This is a genomic window from Vibrio sp. SCSIO 43086, from assembly GCF_051132235.1.
In the GTDB taxonomy this organism is placed as follows: domain Bacteria; phylum Pseudomonadota; class Gammaproteobacteria; order Enterobacterales; family Vibrionaceae; genus Vibrio; species Vibrio diabolicus.
Genome location: NZ_CP072677.1, coordinates 3,296,955 through 3,311,625 on the forward strand (window position 1 = coordinate 3,296,955; position 14,671 = coordinate 3,311,625).

The 14,671-nt window shown below is 45.7% G+C and carries 16 protein-coding genes; 5 read left to right on the forward strand and 11 right to left on the reverse strand.

The features are described 5' to 3' along the window. Positions 1 to 75: 75 nt before the first annotated feature. The 3 genes from J8Z23_RS15620 to J8Z23_RS15630 all read right to left on the reverse strand — a co-directional run bounded on the left by J8Z23_RS15620 (position 76) and on the right by J8Z23_RS15630 (position 2,438). Positions 76 to 297 (reverse strand): YecH family metal-binding protein, encoded by a 222-nt coding sequence (locus J8Z23_RS15620; RefSeq protein WP_005393809.1) that lies wholly within the window; start codon positions 295 to 297, stop codon positions 76 to 78. Positions 298 to 366: 69 nt separating this feature from the next. After that, positions 367 to 987, reverse strand: coding sequence for a lysoplasmalogenase (locus tag J8Z23_RS15625; protein ID WP_005393811.1), 621 nt, complete (start codon positions 985 to 987; stop codon positions 367 to 369). 1,082 nt (positions 988 to 2,069) lie between these two features. Continuing rightward, positions 2,070 to 2,438 carry a hypothetical protein gene (locus tag J8Z23_RS15630; RefSeq protein ID WP_005393815.1) on the reverse strand — a complete coding sequence of 123 codons (369 nt, stop codon included), beginning with the start codon at positions 2,436 to 2,438 and terminating at the stop codon, positions 2,070 to 2,072. Positions 2,439 to 2,766: 328 nt separating this feature from the next. Here J8Z23_RS15630 and J8Z23_RS15635 point away from each other — a divergent pair, with 328 nt between their 5' ends. After that, entirely contained in the window at positions 2,767 to 3,096 is a 330-nt protein-coding gene (locus J8Z23_RS15635) for a DUF2500 domain-containing protein (protein WP_301659815.1), read from the forward strand. Here the strand turns inward: J8Z23_RS15635 and J8Z23_RS15640 are convergent. The 7 genes from J8Z23_RS15640 to rhtB all read right to left on the reverse strand — a co-directional run bounded on the left by J8Z23_RS15640 (position 3,093) and on the right by rhtB (position 9,763). Then, positions 3,093 to 4,106: an acyltransferase gene (locus tag J8Z23_RS15640; RefSeq protein WP_301659816.1), complete on the reverse strand. Its 1,014-nt coding sequence runs from the start codon at positions 4,104 to 4,106 to the stop codon at positions 3,093 to 3,095. The genes J8Z23_RS15635 and J8Z23_RS15640 overlap by 4 nt on opposite strands. Before the next feature lie 275 nt (positions 4,107 to 4,381). After that, a complete protein-coding gene (arsJ, locus tag J8Z23_RS15645) occupies positions 4,382 to 5,599 on the reverse strand; it encodes an organoarsenical effux MFS transporter ArsJ (protein WP_145533187.1) in 1,218 nt (405 codons plus the stop codon). Between the two features lie 256 nt (positions 5,600 to 5,855). Further along, complete coding sequence (locus J8Z23_RS15650) at positions 5,856 to 6,350, reverse strand: cyclin-dependent kinase inhibitor 3 family protein (RefSeq protein ID WP_301659817.1); 495 nt, start codon at positions 6,348 to 6,350, stop codon at positions 5,856 to 5,858. 12 nt (positions 6,351 to 6,362) lie between these two features. Next, entirely contained in the window at positions 6,363 to 7,364 is a 1,002-nt protein-coding gene (locus J8Z23_RS15655) for an ArsJ-associated glyceraldehyde-3-phosphate dehydrogenase (protein WP_005393824.1), read from the reverse strand. Positions 7,365 to 7,406: 42 nt separating this feature from the next. Next, positions 7,407 to 7,742, reverse strand: a complete 336-nt coding sequence (locus J8Z23_RS15660) for a metalloregulator ArsR/SmtB family transcription factor (RefSeq protein WP_005393826.1) — start codon at positions 7,740 to 7,742, stop codon at positions 7,407 to 7,409. A 155-nt stretch (positions 7,743 to 7,897) separates the two neighbouring features. Beyond that, entirely contained in the window at positions 7,898 to 9,121 is a 1,224-nt protein-coding gene (locus J8Z23_RS15665; RefSeq protein WP_005393827.1) for an EAL and HDOD domain-containing protein, read from the reverse strand. Between the two features lie 24 nt (positions 9,122 to 9,145). Continuing rightward, on the reverse strand, positions 9,146 to 9,763 hold the full coding sequence (rhtB, locus tag J8Z23_RS15670) for a homoserine/homoserine lactone efflux protein (RefSeq protein ID WP_005393828.1): 618 nt from the start codon (positions 9,761 to 9,763) through the stop codon (positions 9,146 to 9,148). A gap of 65 nt (positions 9,764 to 9,828) precedes the next feature. Here rhtB and J8Z23_RS15675 point away from each other — a divergent pair, with 65 nt between their 5' ends. Both J8Z23_RS15675 and J8Z23_RS15680 read left to right on the forward strand, forming a co-directional pair. Beyond that, positions 9,829 to 10,836 carry an alpha/beta fold hydrolase gene (locus J8Z23_RS15675; protein ID WP_395356355.1) on the forward strand — a complete coding sequence of 336 codons (1,008 nt, stop codon included), beginning with the start codon at positions 9,829 to 9,831 and terminating at the stop codon, positions 10,834 to 10,836. 237 nt (positions 10,837 to 11,073) lie between these two features. After that, positions 11,074 to 11,898, forward strand: a complete 825-nt coding sequence (locus tag J8Z23_RS15680) for a Cof-type HAD-IIB family hydrolase (RefSeq protein ID WP_005393831.1) — start codon at positions 11,074 to 11,076, stop codon at positions 11,896 to 11,898. 52 nt (positions 11,899 to 11,950) lie between these two features. Here J8Z23_RS15680 and J8Z23_RS15685 read toward each other — a convergent pair whose 3' ends face one another. Beyond that, a complete protein-coding gene (locus J8Z23_RS15685) occupies positions 11,951 to 12,421 on the reverse strand; it encodes an EVE domain-containing protein (RefSeq protein ID WP_046874390.1) in 471 nt (156 codons plus the stop codon). A 47-nt stretch (positions 12,422 to 12,468) separates the two neighbouring features. On the opposite strand from J8Z23_RS15685, the gene J8Z23_RS15690 reads away from it, so the two are divergent. Continuing rightward, positions 12,469 to 14,019, forward strand: coding sequence for a COG3650 family protein (locus tag J8Z23_RS15690; RefSeq protein WP_434634221.1), 1,551 nt, complete (start codon positions 12,469 to 12,471; stop codon positions 14,017 to 14,019). Then, positions 14,019 to 14,624, forward strand: coding sequence for a tRNA-uridine aminocarboxypropyltransferase (locus tag J8Z23_RS15695; RefSeq protein WP_046874392.1), 606 nt, complete (start codon positions 14,019 to 14,021; stop codon positions 14,622 to 14,624). Before J8Z23_RS15690 ends, J8Z23_RS15695 begins: the two co-directional genes overlap by 1 nt. The last annotated feature ends 47 nt before the right edge of the window (positions 14,625 to 14,671 follow it).

Below are 14,671 nucleotides of genomic sequence, written 5' to 3' on the forward strand. Positions count from 1 at the left end.
GTATAGCAAACTGACAACGTGAGTACATGGTTGAGGGCGAAAACAGCATATTCACCCTCGCATCATAGCCGCCGCTTAGTGATTGCAGACACGCGCCATATTGACCACAAACTTACCTTCAAGCTCACGGATTTTGTCGCGCTTGAGCAAAAATGCTAGCAATGCATCTAAGTCTAGATCATTCAGTTTACAGGTGTGAAAGCGAACGGTGTTGCCAAAGTGCTGTGCCAGCGCTTCGCGATCCATTGGCGTTTCTCGAAGTAGGTTTAGCAGCTCGTGGGCATGGATTTCACTCATTATTGACTCCAGTCATCAAGAACAATACGTCCAGTTTACTGAAATCTTCGGGAGCTGCTTTGACTTAAATTAGTAAATGATAGAGGCAACAATGAGGGCGTGGGCAAAGAAGTAGCTGCCACTTACCCACAGATAGGCGTGTTTCATCGGTTTTCGGTAACCGTGTATCGCATACGCCAACGCCGAATAGATCAAAACTAGGGTTCCGCTGAAACCGATAGCATTGGCATAGCTCGGGGCCTGCAACCAAACTTCACCCGCCGCCCAAGCAAGCTGAACCAGCATCATCCCCATGATCACAACGGGAAACACCAGAGAGTCGAGTTGAGGTAGCAACAAAAAGAACGCCACGATACTCGCTGCGAGCAGTAGGGCCAACAGCCACCAGACAATCTCACCATTAAGCTGTACCCAAAATGACTTGCTGTAGCACACCTGAGCAAGCAAATACGCAGCAAAGTAAATTAGCTTGCGAGTTTTAAACGAGTGCAGCGTATCTGCCACCATAGACACAATAAGCCCACCCGCAATCCAGTAGGTATATGTTGCGGATGCGCCTTGAGTTAACACCAACACAAGAAGAAGTAGCAGAGTAAAGATTTTAAACACGAGGGATTGTGTCGGGTTAGCTTGTTTTGCTCCCAACACGGAATACACACCTGATAGCCCTATCGCCAGCCAACTCCACATGCCGTATACACCTTTTACTTAAACTCGCCGCTAGTCTAGGTAGACCAGTTTTGATGTAAAGACACAATCTGCGAAAGTTGGATCTCGCTAGCGATTCGAAACATTTTGTAACCCTCAGTCTGCACAACAATTAAGTCGATGAGCCTTAATGACGGCCATAAATATGGGGCAGAGCCCTATCCCATGAGCCAAGTTCATCAAATCACACGGCACAATAACCCGCGCTTAGTCAGGCCATTTAACTAAAAAGCAGCCCAATGGCCTTGGTAACCCATCACGTCAAAAACTGATGACTAAACCATCAGACTGTATACATCACAGGCAACAAGAATAAATAACAGACACAAAACAGAAAATCGTCTTGGTAGCGAGCTAAGATAGTAGAAACCACCGATGAACAGATTAGAACAACATGAAAAATCAAACTTAACTCAATAACAAAAACATCAAATAACGAACGTAAGCTAATGATAAATAAAGCCACATTATCAATAACCATCGAAAATACCGACTTCATAAACCATCAAATCACTAAACACTTTTTAAGCCCATATTTTCTCATTAGATAAGAAAATTCCCCTTCCACACCTCAACTCAATGATGCACCTCCATAGCACATCTTTTTATTTTCTCAATTTTTGAGAAACACAGACAAAATCGGCAATCAACATACCAACCGAAACAAAAAACAATTTCCAAGCCAACAACAAACCAAGATTGACACTTTAAAATCATACACTTAAACAAAATACGAACAACAATCACACAATACGAGCATTTTAAATACAACACAAAAAACACAGTTTCATTAGTCAAAAACACGTAAAAAAAGACAAGTTAAGTGTATTTTTTGAAAAGATTATCGAGCATATGTTGATCAAACCCCAAAAACAGTGCTATATTAAATTCATCGAGTTCATCAAAGATTAAGGGGTAGTGTTATGATTTCATCTTCTCAAAAACAAGGGCTGGTAATGATTGCAGTGGTTGTGGGTTTAATGACACTGCCAATGATGTACTAACCTACTGATTAAAAATAAAAAAGGACGCAAATGCGTCCTTTTTTATTTATCTGTGTTTTTCTACTGTATGTGTTTGGACAAGATATCCCAATGCATATAGTAGAAACCAAGAGCGGCGAGCGTAATCAACGTCATTAGCAAAATTGCTGCACGCCAAATAAAACGAGAGCTTCTTGGCGTTAGCTCTTTTTCACAAGCGTCACATGCCGCCATAAAGCCTTTCCGATCATCCAGCTTATAATCGTCTTCGTGAACCACTTTATTACGCACAGTAGCGATAAAACGAAGCTTCGCTATCACGTCATGTGGTAAACGTTCTTCACAACTATTAATAAGTTGGTGTAACCCTTTCCCTTCTGCATGGTACTGAGTACGCAAAAGTTTTTCGATCGTTCGGGTACGCATGACTACTTTTTCAATATCTGACATCGTAACCCTCCTTACCAGACCCTTCCCGTGTTCGTTATTTTTATTCTTCTATAAATTTAGAGCTTTTTCGAGCCGTTAAGTGCAATTTTACTTTCAATTTGTGCCCTTGAGCGCATATAGCCAGACAAGTGAAAGCTGCTTAGTTCAGCTTTAGTGACGTAGCTTGCAGATGAAGCAACGATTTCATCGCGTCCCCATTGAGGTAAACCGTGAAGTGCGCCGAATAAAATTCATGTCCCTTTCATTAGATTATGAATAAGTTATCTCAACTCATCGTTTCATCAATGAGTTCTGTAGAATAGAGCTCAATGAAACATCGGAGGTTAACATGCCAATCTCACTTATTGTCGCCCTGTTCACCCTTATTGCTTTGGGCGCATGGGTATTTTTTCGTTTCTATAGCAAGCACTATGTGGGCGAAGACGCTCCAGAACAAAGTGCACAGGTAACTATTTTAGATAAGCAAGCTATCGACGTCCCAGATGCACCACCAGGCCAAGACGACCAAGAATATTGGATTTATGTCCAACGCGGTTCTATTGGCCCTAAACGAGAGTTCCAAATTGGAGTGCACTACTACCATGCACTCAACCCTGGAGATAAAGGAACGCTAACCTATCGTGGTAACAAATTCCTTCACTTCGCCATCAAACGTTAAGGCAGTAACCAACGAGTCTTGGCAGAGCGAGAAAAGAGATAGCTCATCGCCAAGGCTCCAGCTCCACTGATAATGATCCAGACTGGAATCACCCATGCGGGATGTCCGGTGTACCAACCAAACGCTTTCATCGGCCATAAGAAAATTGGGTGAAGTAAGTAAATCCCCAAGCTGTGCTGACTGATCACACTCACCACTTTTTGTACTTTTGGTGACAAGCCTTCCCCAAAGTAACGACCGATCATGAAAATCATCGAAGCCGCTAGAATGACATTCAGTGTTTTGTAAGAAAGCCAGCGTCCAACCGTGTACTTCTCCACCTCTAAACTGTTTGTCACGACCATAGTAAATGTCACAGCCAACGCGACGAGACCAAACCCTGTAAATAAGGTCACCATAGAGCGGTTCAAAGGCACCTTTTGAAATAAAACATACCCCAGAGGAAGGTAACCCATGTAGAGCCACATTTGGTTACTCCACGGACCATCAATCTTGAACAAAAACAGCGTGCTGGTGAAAAGCCAAAATGCGAGATAGGTATACAACACATTGTCATCAACGTTGCGTACCATCCATTGGAACAACGGAATCACAAAATACAGCGGTATAAAGTAATAGAAAAAACCGAGGTGGTAATACGTTGCGTGGAATGGGCTATTGCTTAACACCTCTTTTACGGTTTCAAAGTCAAACCCTTGAGCCGTCCAGCCAGAGAGGTATGCATAAAACATCGACCAAATAAGAAATGGGACTAAGACTTTGCCTAAACGCCTTTTGATATAATACTTACCGTCAAATGGTCGAGTGTCACTGAGCATCAGCGCTCCTGTGATCAGAATGAAAACTGGCACCGCCCAGCGGGTAACGCTATTAACGCCTACCGCCGTCAACCATTGGTCAAACGGGATCACTCCTAACTCATTTCGATAAGGGGCCAAGACGTGAATGGCGATCACTGCCACCGCAGCAAAGCAGCGCAATAAATCAAAAAACAGAACCCTTTCTCTCATACCTTTCCCTACTTTGAGTCGCTTATCGTTTATAGCATAGGGTAAATCTCAGCCAGTGAAATGGTTAACAATCTGTTTTTGCTTATTTTTAACGCAACAATGACCTACAACGGGGATTTCATCACCACTCTAATCAATTAACGAGAACCAAACATCAGCATTCACTCTCGATGCCAAACCCACACAGTTTGATTACATCAACGGCGCATAAGAAACAAAAATGGCTCCGATTTGGAGCCATTTATACCATCTACAGATAGCAATACTGGGAATAGTTACGCAGTAGCAACGTTAGCTTTTGGCAACTTAATCGAAATCAGCGTCGTCAGCGCCAAGAAAGCAAAGGAGACCCATAAGCACGCCGCAAGACCAGCCTCTTGGTAGATCCAACCCGATAATACCGTGCCAATCAAACGTCCCATCGCATTGGCCATGTAATAGAAGCCAACATCCAGAGATACGCCATCGCCTTTGGCATAGCTCACAATCAGATACGAGTGCAGCGAAGAGTTAATGGCAAACACAGCGCCAAAAATCATTAACCCCACAACAATCACCAACTCAGGCTGCCAGCCGATTTGCACACCATAAGCAATACCGCCCGTAATTAACGCAAGAATTCCTGCCCATACTAATGCTGCACTACCATCAGGCACGCGACCTTGCGCTTTACCAGTAATACGCGGCGCAAAGCCTTGCACAAACCCATAAGCAATGACCCATGCGGCTAAAAAGCCACCGACCCACAAGTGATCCCAACCAAACACGCTGCCGAGATAAATAGGCAGAGCGACCACAAACCACACATCACGCGCCCCAAACAAGAACATACGTGCCGCAGATAAAATATTTATAGATTCGGACTTGGAGAAAATTTGGCGAAACTTAGGTTTGCTCTTTGCTTTACCCATGTCTGCTTCTAGCCAGATCATGCTGCAAACAAACACCAATGCCAGCACACTCGACATAATAAACATCGAGTTTTGGAAGCCCACCCAAGACAACAGCAAGCCACCAACAAAAAAGCCCGCCCCTTTGAGTGCATTCTTCGAGCCTGTCAAAATCGCCACCCATTTGTAGAGTGCGCCTTGCTGCTCGTCTGGTACTAATGTTTTAATCGCACTCTTGGCACTCATCTTGTTGAGATCTTTGGCAATCCCCGACAAAGCTTGCGCCGCCATCACCCAAGGAATCGTCAGCCATGCGTTGGGTACTGCCAGCATCAACAACGCAAACACTTGCATCGCTAAACCAATGTTCATGGTTTTGTTCAGGCCTAACCTTGCGCCCAACCACCCACCAATCAAATTGGTCACCACACCAAAAAATTCATAGAAAAGGAACAGTGAGGCAATAGCTAACGTGGAATAACCCAAGTCGTGAAAATAGAGCACCACCAGCATACGCAGCGCTCCGTCGGTCACGGTAAAGTTCCAATAGTTAAACGTCACTAACATGTACTGACGAATACTTTTGCTCAATTGAGAAATCATATTGACCTCTTATGTACAGCGATAGAAGTATTTAGATCATCATGTGCCAAATGCTTATTAACCTGTACACCAACCATAAGGCGATACAACCTTAGTTCGAATTCACAAACACACCGAAATTTACAAACGGAAAAATATAACCAATAAAAACAAAAACTTAAATTGAAATTTTTAGTTTTACTGCTGCCCTATTTTCCATTATATAAACTGGAAAATAGCTTTTGGATCATGATGTTCCAAAAGCTATTTAAGCTGATCAAGCGTCTTTCGCCACGCGTTCGATGTACTCAAGCTGCACCGGTTTTGTAAACGCACCAGGGCGAAGAGCTTGCACTTCTCGCACGATATCTTCTAACTGCCATTTCTTCTCTAGCAACAAGTGAGCCACAAACAAACCTGTGCGACCCGAGCCGCCCATGCAGTGCATCGCGACTTTGCCACCTTGAGCAAGAATCGCATGCAGTTCCGGACTGGCTTGGTGCCACTTCGCCGCAAATTCTTCACTTGGTGCGCAGTCATCTTCAATCTCGATCTGGAACCATTTCATGCCCAGCTGCTGAGTGGTGTCACCCAAAGCCGCAACGTCTTTCGCTGCTAACTCGCTATCGTCCAATGCAGTAACGACCGCTTGAACCCCCTGCTCCTTCAACTGTTCCAACGACGCTTTCAACTCGACGCCTTTGGTACCCGGGCACGGTGTTAGGACTAATGCACCAGAGTCCAAATCTAATTGCCATGTAGGATGAGACATTATGAACTCCGGTTATGCCAGACCAACGTTACGAACCAATTCTGCGGTGCGCGTTGCGTAACCCATTTCATTGTCGTACCACGCGTAAATCTTCACCATTCGTGAGCCAACCACCATGGTGGATTGTGCATCAACGATGGTTGAGCGTTGGTCGCCTTTGTAATCGATCGACACTAACGGACGTTCCTCAAAGCCAAGAATGCCTTTTAACTCCCCTTCCGACGCCTCTTTCAGCAAAGCGTTCACTTCTTCTGCTGTGGTATCGCGTTTTACATCGAAGATGATGTCGGTCAATGACGCATTCGCCAATGGTACACGTACCGCGTGGCCGTTAATCTTGCCTTTTAAATCTGGGAAAATTTCCACAATCGCAGTCGCACTACCGGTAGTGGTCGGGATAAGGCTCATGCCGCACGCACGAGCACGGCGCAGATCTTTGTGCGGTGCATCCAAAATGGTTTGCGTATTGGTCAAATCGTGAATTGTCGTGAAAGAGGATTGCTCAATGCCCAACTTCTCATGAATAACTTTCACCACAGGCGCTATACAGTTTGTTGTGCACGAAGCGGCTGTCACAATACGATGTTTTTCAGGATCGAAGATGTGGTCATTCACACCAACTACAATGTTCGCAATGCCTTCTTCTTTCACTGGCGCACTCACCACCACGCGCTTCACACCTTGATCGAGATATTGGTCTAGATACGAGGTTTTACGATGTACACCTGTCGCTTCAATCACAACATCGCAGCCAGACCAGTTCACAGCGTCGATATCACGTTGCTGAGTCGTGGCGATGCGCTTGCCATTGATGACGAGTTCATTGCCCTCAACCTGCACTTCATGGTGCCAACGACCTTGCACTGAATCGAACTCTAATAAGTGGCCAAGCGTCGCTGCATCACCTGCGACATCGTTGATTTGCACAAACTCTAACTCTGGCCAGTCGAATGCCGCTCGCAGTGCTAAACGACCAATTCGACCAAAGCCATTAATTCCTACTTTAATTGTCATAGTTTTACCCTTTAATCTTCTACCTTGAATCTCTGTTTGCTATTAACAGCAAGCCTCACGACTTTTATCGTGCAAGCGTGTGATGTCGTCTTGGTACTCTTGCTTCAAACAGTTTGATGCCACTAAGTCTTCAATCAGCTTACGCATCCAACCTGGTAATTGCTGCGATAACTCGTAGTACACCCATTGCCCTCGGCGTTTATCCACCAAGATGCCACTGGAGCGTAACTGAGCAAGATGACGAGAAACTTTCGGCTGACTCTCTTGCAACGCAAACGCCAAATCACCCACGCAAGTTTCGCCTTCACGGGCCACCAGCATTAAACAACGTACGCGCGTTTCATCGGATAACAGCTTGAAAAACTGATGTGGAAGCATAATAAACACACCTATATATGGATATGCGTATATGTTTATTTAACTCTGAGATGTCGTCAAGAGTGATCCCATCATCGTCATAAAAGTTTCACATCGAAACAGCCAATAAAGATTGAGAGAAGAACGGTTAGAGAGAATAAAGATACGGCAGAAATTTACGCGGTTGCGACGTTTTGACTCCAGCGAACCGCTTCGCCTAACGAGAGCTTGACCTCTTCCAAAGACAACCCCAACTGCGTCGTGATTTTTTCGACGCCTGACCAGTCGGCACGCTCGTAACACTCTTCCAGAGAAATCAGCGCACCATAAACCCCCTTGCGATGTAATAAGGCTTGTTGTACAGATTCGCTAAGTGGCAATTGCTTGACTAAAGATTCCACCGACAAATCAAGCATCGCATCTAAAATCGATAATAAGCCGACCATAAACCCTTGTTCGTTGAGGTGGGAAAATGGCTGATAACGCGACATTAATTGGCAGAACTGCGCTCGTTGTAATGAAAGGTGATACAGCTCTCGAGGCTTGTTACTAGAGATATACGACGCCACGACCAAGGAGACAAACTGCTTAAGATTATCCTGACCAAGGTAGATCAAGGCCTGACGAAACGAGCTGATTTCGACAGCGAGGTTTGGCGCTTGCGTATTTACAAAGCGCAATAATTTGTACGACAACGCGACATCTTGCGTAATGATGGTTTCAATACGAGTAAAGTCTGGCTCTGGTGAGCAGACTTCACGAAAAAGCTGTAGCGCTAACACTTGCTCAGGGCTCACGTATTTTGTTTGCGAAACTAATGGCTTACTAAAAAAGTAGCCTTGGAAAAACTTAAAGCCAGCCGCTTTGGCTTGCTCAAACTCTTCTGCGGTTTCAACACGTTCCGCCAAAAAGTGGTATTTGACGCGTTTAGCAAGGTGAGCTTTGACCAACGCACACGCTTTTTCCAGCCCCATTGCCATGATATCGAGTTTAACGATGTGCACGTAAGGTAAGAAGCGACGCCACTCCGGCGTTAAGGTGAAATCATCCAGCGCGATCAAATAACCTTCTCGATACAACTCGCGAATCGCATCGAGAAGATCATCGGTCGGCTGGCAAGTTTCCAGGACTTCGACGACGATTTTGTTTTTTGGCAAGCTGCGCGGTAAGCGGCGCACCAAGCTTTGATGAGGAAAATTGATAAAGCATCGCGAAGAAGCAATCACTGGGTTAGTGCCCAGAGATAGGAAATTCTCGACAATTAATCGGTATGTTGCTCGGTTTGACTCAATATGCGAAGGGTATGCATTACTCTCCCCATCTCGAAACAACAATTCATAACCCAGCGTCTGTCTTTTGCGGTTAAAGATCGGCTGGCGAGCAACATACGTTGTATTCATGCTAAAGAAGGACCTATAAATGGCTTATGACTTTGCAGCTGCTAATAATGCACCACAACCCATAAACATTGAACCGAAGACTTTGTTTATTTTCCCCATGATTTTATCGGAGCGAATAAAACGTCCCATTTGCGCCGCCAAGGTGGTGTAACCCAACATCACACACGCGTCGATCACAACAGTCGTAACACCAAGCACCAACAGTTGCGTCAGTTGGTCTTGTGCCGGGTCAATAAACTGTGGAAACAACGCCACCAGAAAAACAATCGATTTAGGGTTCGTCAGGTTAATCAAAATAGCTTTGTACAAGAGTGCCATGCCAGACATGTCTTTGTGGCTCTCAGCCGCCACCAAGCTGGAGGTGTCTCGCCATTTCTGAATACCCAACCAAACTAAATAAGCCGCACCAACCCATTTAATGACAGAAAATGCCGTTGCCGACTGTGCGACCAGCGCACCAATTCCCGCCCCAACTAACGCAATGTGAATGGCCAAACCAATTTGGAGACCGATCACAGCCCCCAAAGATTTGCGAGTACCGTAACTCAAACCATTGCTGATTGAGTTCACCGTGCCAGACCCCGGAGCCAAACTAAAAACGATTGCAGTTACTACATAAGCTAACCAGACGTGGGTATCCATTGCATTTCCTCACTAATTCTTCGATGATACATCGCGTAAACAACGTATCTTCAGGTAATCGACTAATGGCTACTAACCATTCACCTTTGACTTATACTCAAGAGTCATTATTTGAGCAAGCAATTGGTGGTCCGATCGCGGCACTTTGGCAAACTCGCCAAGAAGGCTTTGTTAAAGGAACTGAGAAAAAGAACATTTACTGGTGCAAACTGACCAACCCAGAACATAAAAAAGCCGTGCTCATCGTTAATGGGCGCATTGAGTCTTCCTGGAAATACCAAGAACTGTTTTACGATCTCTATCGCCAAGGCTTCGACGTCTATTCCTTTGACCACCGCGGACAAGGTTTATCAGATCGTCTATTGTCTGACTCAGATATGGGGCACGTCTATGACTTTACTGATTATATTGACGATATGGACGTGGTCGTAAACAAACACGACCTTAGCGACTATCAGCAATGTTTCATCATTGCCCACTCCATGGGCGGCGCAATCGCTACACGTTATCTGCAAACTCACCCAGAACATCCCTTTACCGGCTTGATTCTTAGTGCGCCTATGTTTGGTATTAATCTGCCATGGTACTTATCGCCAATAGCGATTCCTGTGACACAAATTATGTCAGCGGTATCCACTTTGCCACGTTATGCGCCAGGACATCAGGCCTACTTTCCTAAACCCTTTGAAGACAACCCGCTCAGCCAAAGCTATGGTCGCTACCAATGGTTCCGAAATCTCTATACGGAAAAACCGGAACTGCAAGTCGGTGGACCGAGCACTCGATGGGTATGGCAAGGGCTAATGGCAGCAAAACAATGCTTTTTATTGACTCGCCAAGTCAAAGTACCGGTGCTCCTGATTCAAGCTGGGAACGATCGTATTGTCAGCAATCTGGCACAAAAACGTTTTATCGATAAATTGCGTAAAACCAACCCACATGCGGAGCTGCTTTCTATCGAAGGCGCACAGCATGAGATCTTATTCGAGACCGACCTGTATCGTAATCAAGCACTCGATGCGATCTTCCGCTTTATGAATGACCCGAAATCATCGCCAAACGAAAAAACATAATAAGAACTCTAGGCGACCATTTCACGGCCATGATTAAAGAGGAAATGTCTGCACATTGATTTACCCTCTTTTTCATCCTCATTTTGACGTACACTGCTTGGGTCTGGTTGCGTTTAACAACGTAGATGCAACCGACCAAAGTTCCCCCGCATTCGGAGCAGTATGATCTAGTCAGTCTGCTGTACTCCGTTTGCAATTCACCTGTTCCACACTATCCAAACCGTTTACGAGGACTTCATGAGCACATCGCTACCTTGCAAAGAGATCACTAAAATCGTTGCCTCTGATCTGGATGGCACGTTACTCGCACCAAACCATCAGCTCAGTGCTTACTCAAAAGAGACGCTAAAAGCGCTGCATGAAAAGGGTTACACCTTTGTCTTTGCAACAGGCCGTCACCACGTAGACGTTGCGAGCATCCGTCGTCAGGTCGGTATTCCGGCTTACATGATCACCTCGAACGGTGCCCGTGTGCATGACCAGGAAGATCAGCTGATGTACAGCGAGAATGTCCCTGCAGAACTGGTTCAAGGCGTGATCGACACGATCAAGCACGATCAAGAAATACTTATCCACATGTATCAAAATGACAGTTGGTTGATGAACAAAGACGACGAAACATTGCGTGATTTCCATGACGAATTCACATACGTCTTATTCGATGAAGACCAAGCGCCAACTGACGGTATTGCGAAAATCTTCTTCACCCATCCAGCACAAGACCACGAACGCTTGGTGGTGTTTGAAAACAAACTACGTGAACAATTTGGCGATAAGCTGAATATTGCGTTTTCAACACCATGGTGCTTGGAAGTAATGAGTGCAGGTGTGTCTAAAGGCCATGCTCTTGAAGCGGTAGCGAAAAAACTCGGCCTCACGTTAGAAAATTGCGTGGCATTTGGTGATGGCATGAATGACGTAGAAATGCTGTCGATGGCAGGTAAAGGATTGGTCATGGGTACATCACACGAGAAAGTGATGAAAGCATTGCCAAATAACGAAGTGATTGGCAGCAATGCAGAAGATGCGGTTGCACACTACCTACAAGATCACTTGCTATAAGCAGCAATACTCCAAACAATAACAAAGGGCTGACATTCGCAGCCCTTTTCTTTTATCGCTGACTTGGCAACTTCTCTTTGCCAAGGATCGCTTCCCACTCTTCTTCTGCCACAGGCATGATCGACAAGCGATTTCCACGTTTCACCAATGGCATGTTCTCAAGTTCTGGCATCGCTTTCATCACCGATAACGGAATCACTCGCGTCGTTTTACGCACGAATTCGACATCCACCATAATCCAACGCGGGTTGTCTGGGTCTGACTTTGGATCGTAATAATCGCTTTCAGGATCGAACTGGAAATGATCGGGATAGGCTTCTCTCACGACTTTAGCAATACCGGCAACGCCAACATTCTTGCAAGAAGAGTGATAAATCAGGACTAAATCGCCCACCTTTACTTGGTCACGCATCATATTGCGCGCCTGATAATTACGAACTCCCTCCCAACATGAAACCTTTTGGGTTCGAAGCGTGTCAATAGAAAAGGTATCTGGTTCAGTTTTAAATAACCAATATGCCATAATGCCATCCGATGCCGATTGAGTAACAATAATGAGGAAGATATAACATGAAGGCTTTGAAAAACCCAGTGGCGCTTGCCACTCTGCTGGTTCTGCAAGCATGTAGTTCGCAGCCGCCACAATCTGGCGCTGCCGACCCAACTTCTCCACCAGCCACCTTAGATAAGCCTGACACCATTCAACCTCAAACCTTTATGCTACGTGGAAAAGTGATCGTCGGTCACGAGAGTCAATACATCATGCCTTGTGGCAGCGACAAGCAATATTGGTTACAACTGTCACCACAGCAAATGCAACGAGCAATTCAGTTAAATAACGAGCCTTACCAGACCATGTATGGCGAGGTTATCGGCCATCTCAACCCACCGGGCATCGATGGGTTCTCTGCCGATTTCGATGCTAACTTTGTCGTGGAACAAGTGAACTTCCTCACAACGGAAAATCCAAACCGTTGTCAGCAACCAAACAAACCAACTCGCGTGTTTGGTAATGAGCCTTCTTGGTCGGCAAGCTTTGAGGCTAATGGACTGACATTCCAGCAAATCGGCAAACAAACCAAAAAATTAGCGATTAAGAGCAGTCAACTTCAACCTCGCCAGCGCAAATATCAACTACAAGATGGTGAACTTCGCCTAACAGAAAACCTCTGCTCAGATACGATGAGTGATTCTTTGTATGGCTGGAAAGCGACGCTAAAACATGATGGCGACACTTATCAAGGTTGTGGTACGGCTGCAAACGTGGACGCTACGCTTAGCTGGGCCAATACCTATGTCGCGACTTCAACCCAATCACAAGGTTTTGAGGTGCAAATGACCTTAAACCCAGACCACAGCGCCACAACAAAATACAGTTACGCTAATGGGCAAGCACCGTTAATCGAGCGTGGGTACTGGCAACAATTAAGTCCGTCTCAGGTTCAAGTCGTCATGACGCATCATCAACAACAAAGACTGATGTCAGAGCGACTGTTTACGCGAGAAGGCAATCAGCTCAAAGCGACCAAAGAAAAAGTCGGTAACTTGGTATACCCAATCGCCGATGGTGGTTTAGTGCTTTACCCTGCCACCACTCGTGATGAGGGCATGATGCAACCAGCCGAGAAACGCGCTAACAAGCCCATCAGCAGTGCAGACGTACCTTCTAGTGCGGAGTTTGACTCCAAAGTAGATGCCGCCGTGCGCAACTACTTCTTCATTCACCAAACCAACCCCAACAACAACCAGTACCGTTGGCTAACTTATGACCTCAACGGCGATAGTAACGAAGAGCTATTAGTACAGCTGGATTGGTGTGGTTCCGGTGGCTGTACATTGCTGATATTTGAACATCACGAAAAAGAGTGGCGCTTCAATAGCCGCATCACACTGGTACAAAGCCCAATTATGCTCGGCCAACAAACCTCTCATGGCTGGCGAGATCTTATTTTTAATGTCAGCGGTGGCGGATCTAAGGCGGCCCAACACGTGATGCAATACAGTGGGGTTAGCTACCCACTCAACCCAAGCATGGCACCAACGGCAACGCCAAACCAAATCAGTGGCGTGCGTCTGTTCTCGGATGGGATTAGCCCGGTTCGCGAAGGAGTTCGTCTGTAATGTCGCAACCGTGTCCAAATTGTGGTTTTCAATTCAACTGTATGTGCTCACTGGTGCCGAAACTTACCAGCGAGCACAACATCTTGCTGTTGATGCATCCGAATGAACTGACGCGTGATACTAATACCGGCCAGCTACTAGAGCAGTGCCAACTCAATATTGAGCGAGTAACCTGGGACCGAAAACAACCACCAGCAGAATTGCTCGCTCGATTAGCTGATCCGTCGCTGTATCCAGTGCTTCTATTCCCAAGTGAAGAAAGCGTCACACTCGAACATGTGGCGCTCCAAAGCCAGCAACAAACCAAAACTCCGCTGTTTATTATTTTGGACGCTACCTGGCAAGAGGCGCGCAAGATGATCAACAAGAGCCGTTGGTTAGAAAGTATCCCTACTATGGCGCTGTCTACATCGGCAGACTCGCAATATCAGCTGCGACGCAACCAACAACAAGGTAACTTGTGCACGTTTGAAGTCGCCGCACATTTACTCGGACAACTAGGCGAGCAAAATAACCAGCAAAAAATGCTCACATTCTTTGCTCACTACCTTGCACTATTTCAAGCCGAAAAAAGTGGACACGCTCTCAAGCAATCACCGAGCTAACTCAACTAAAACCGAATGGCTCAAAATAAAAAACGCAGCCAAGGCTG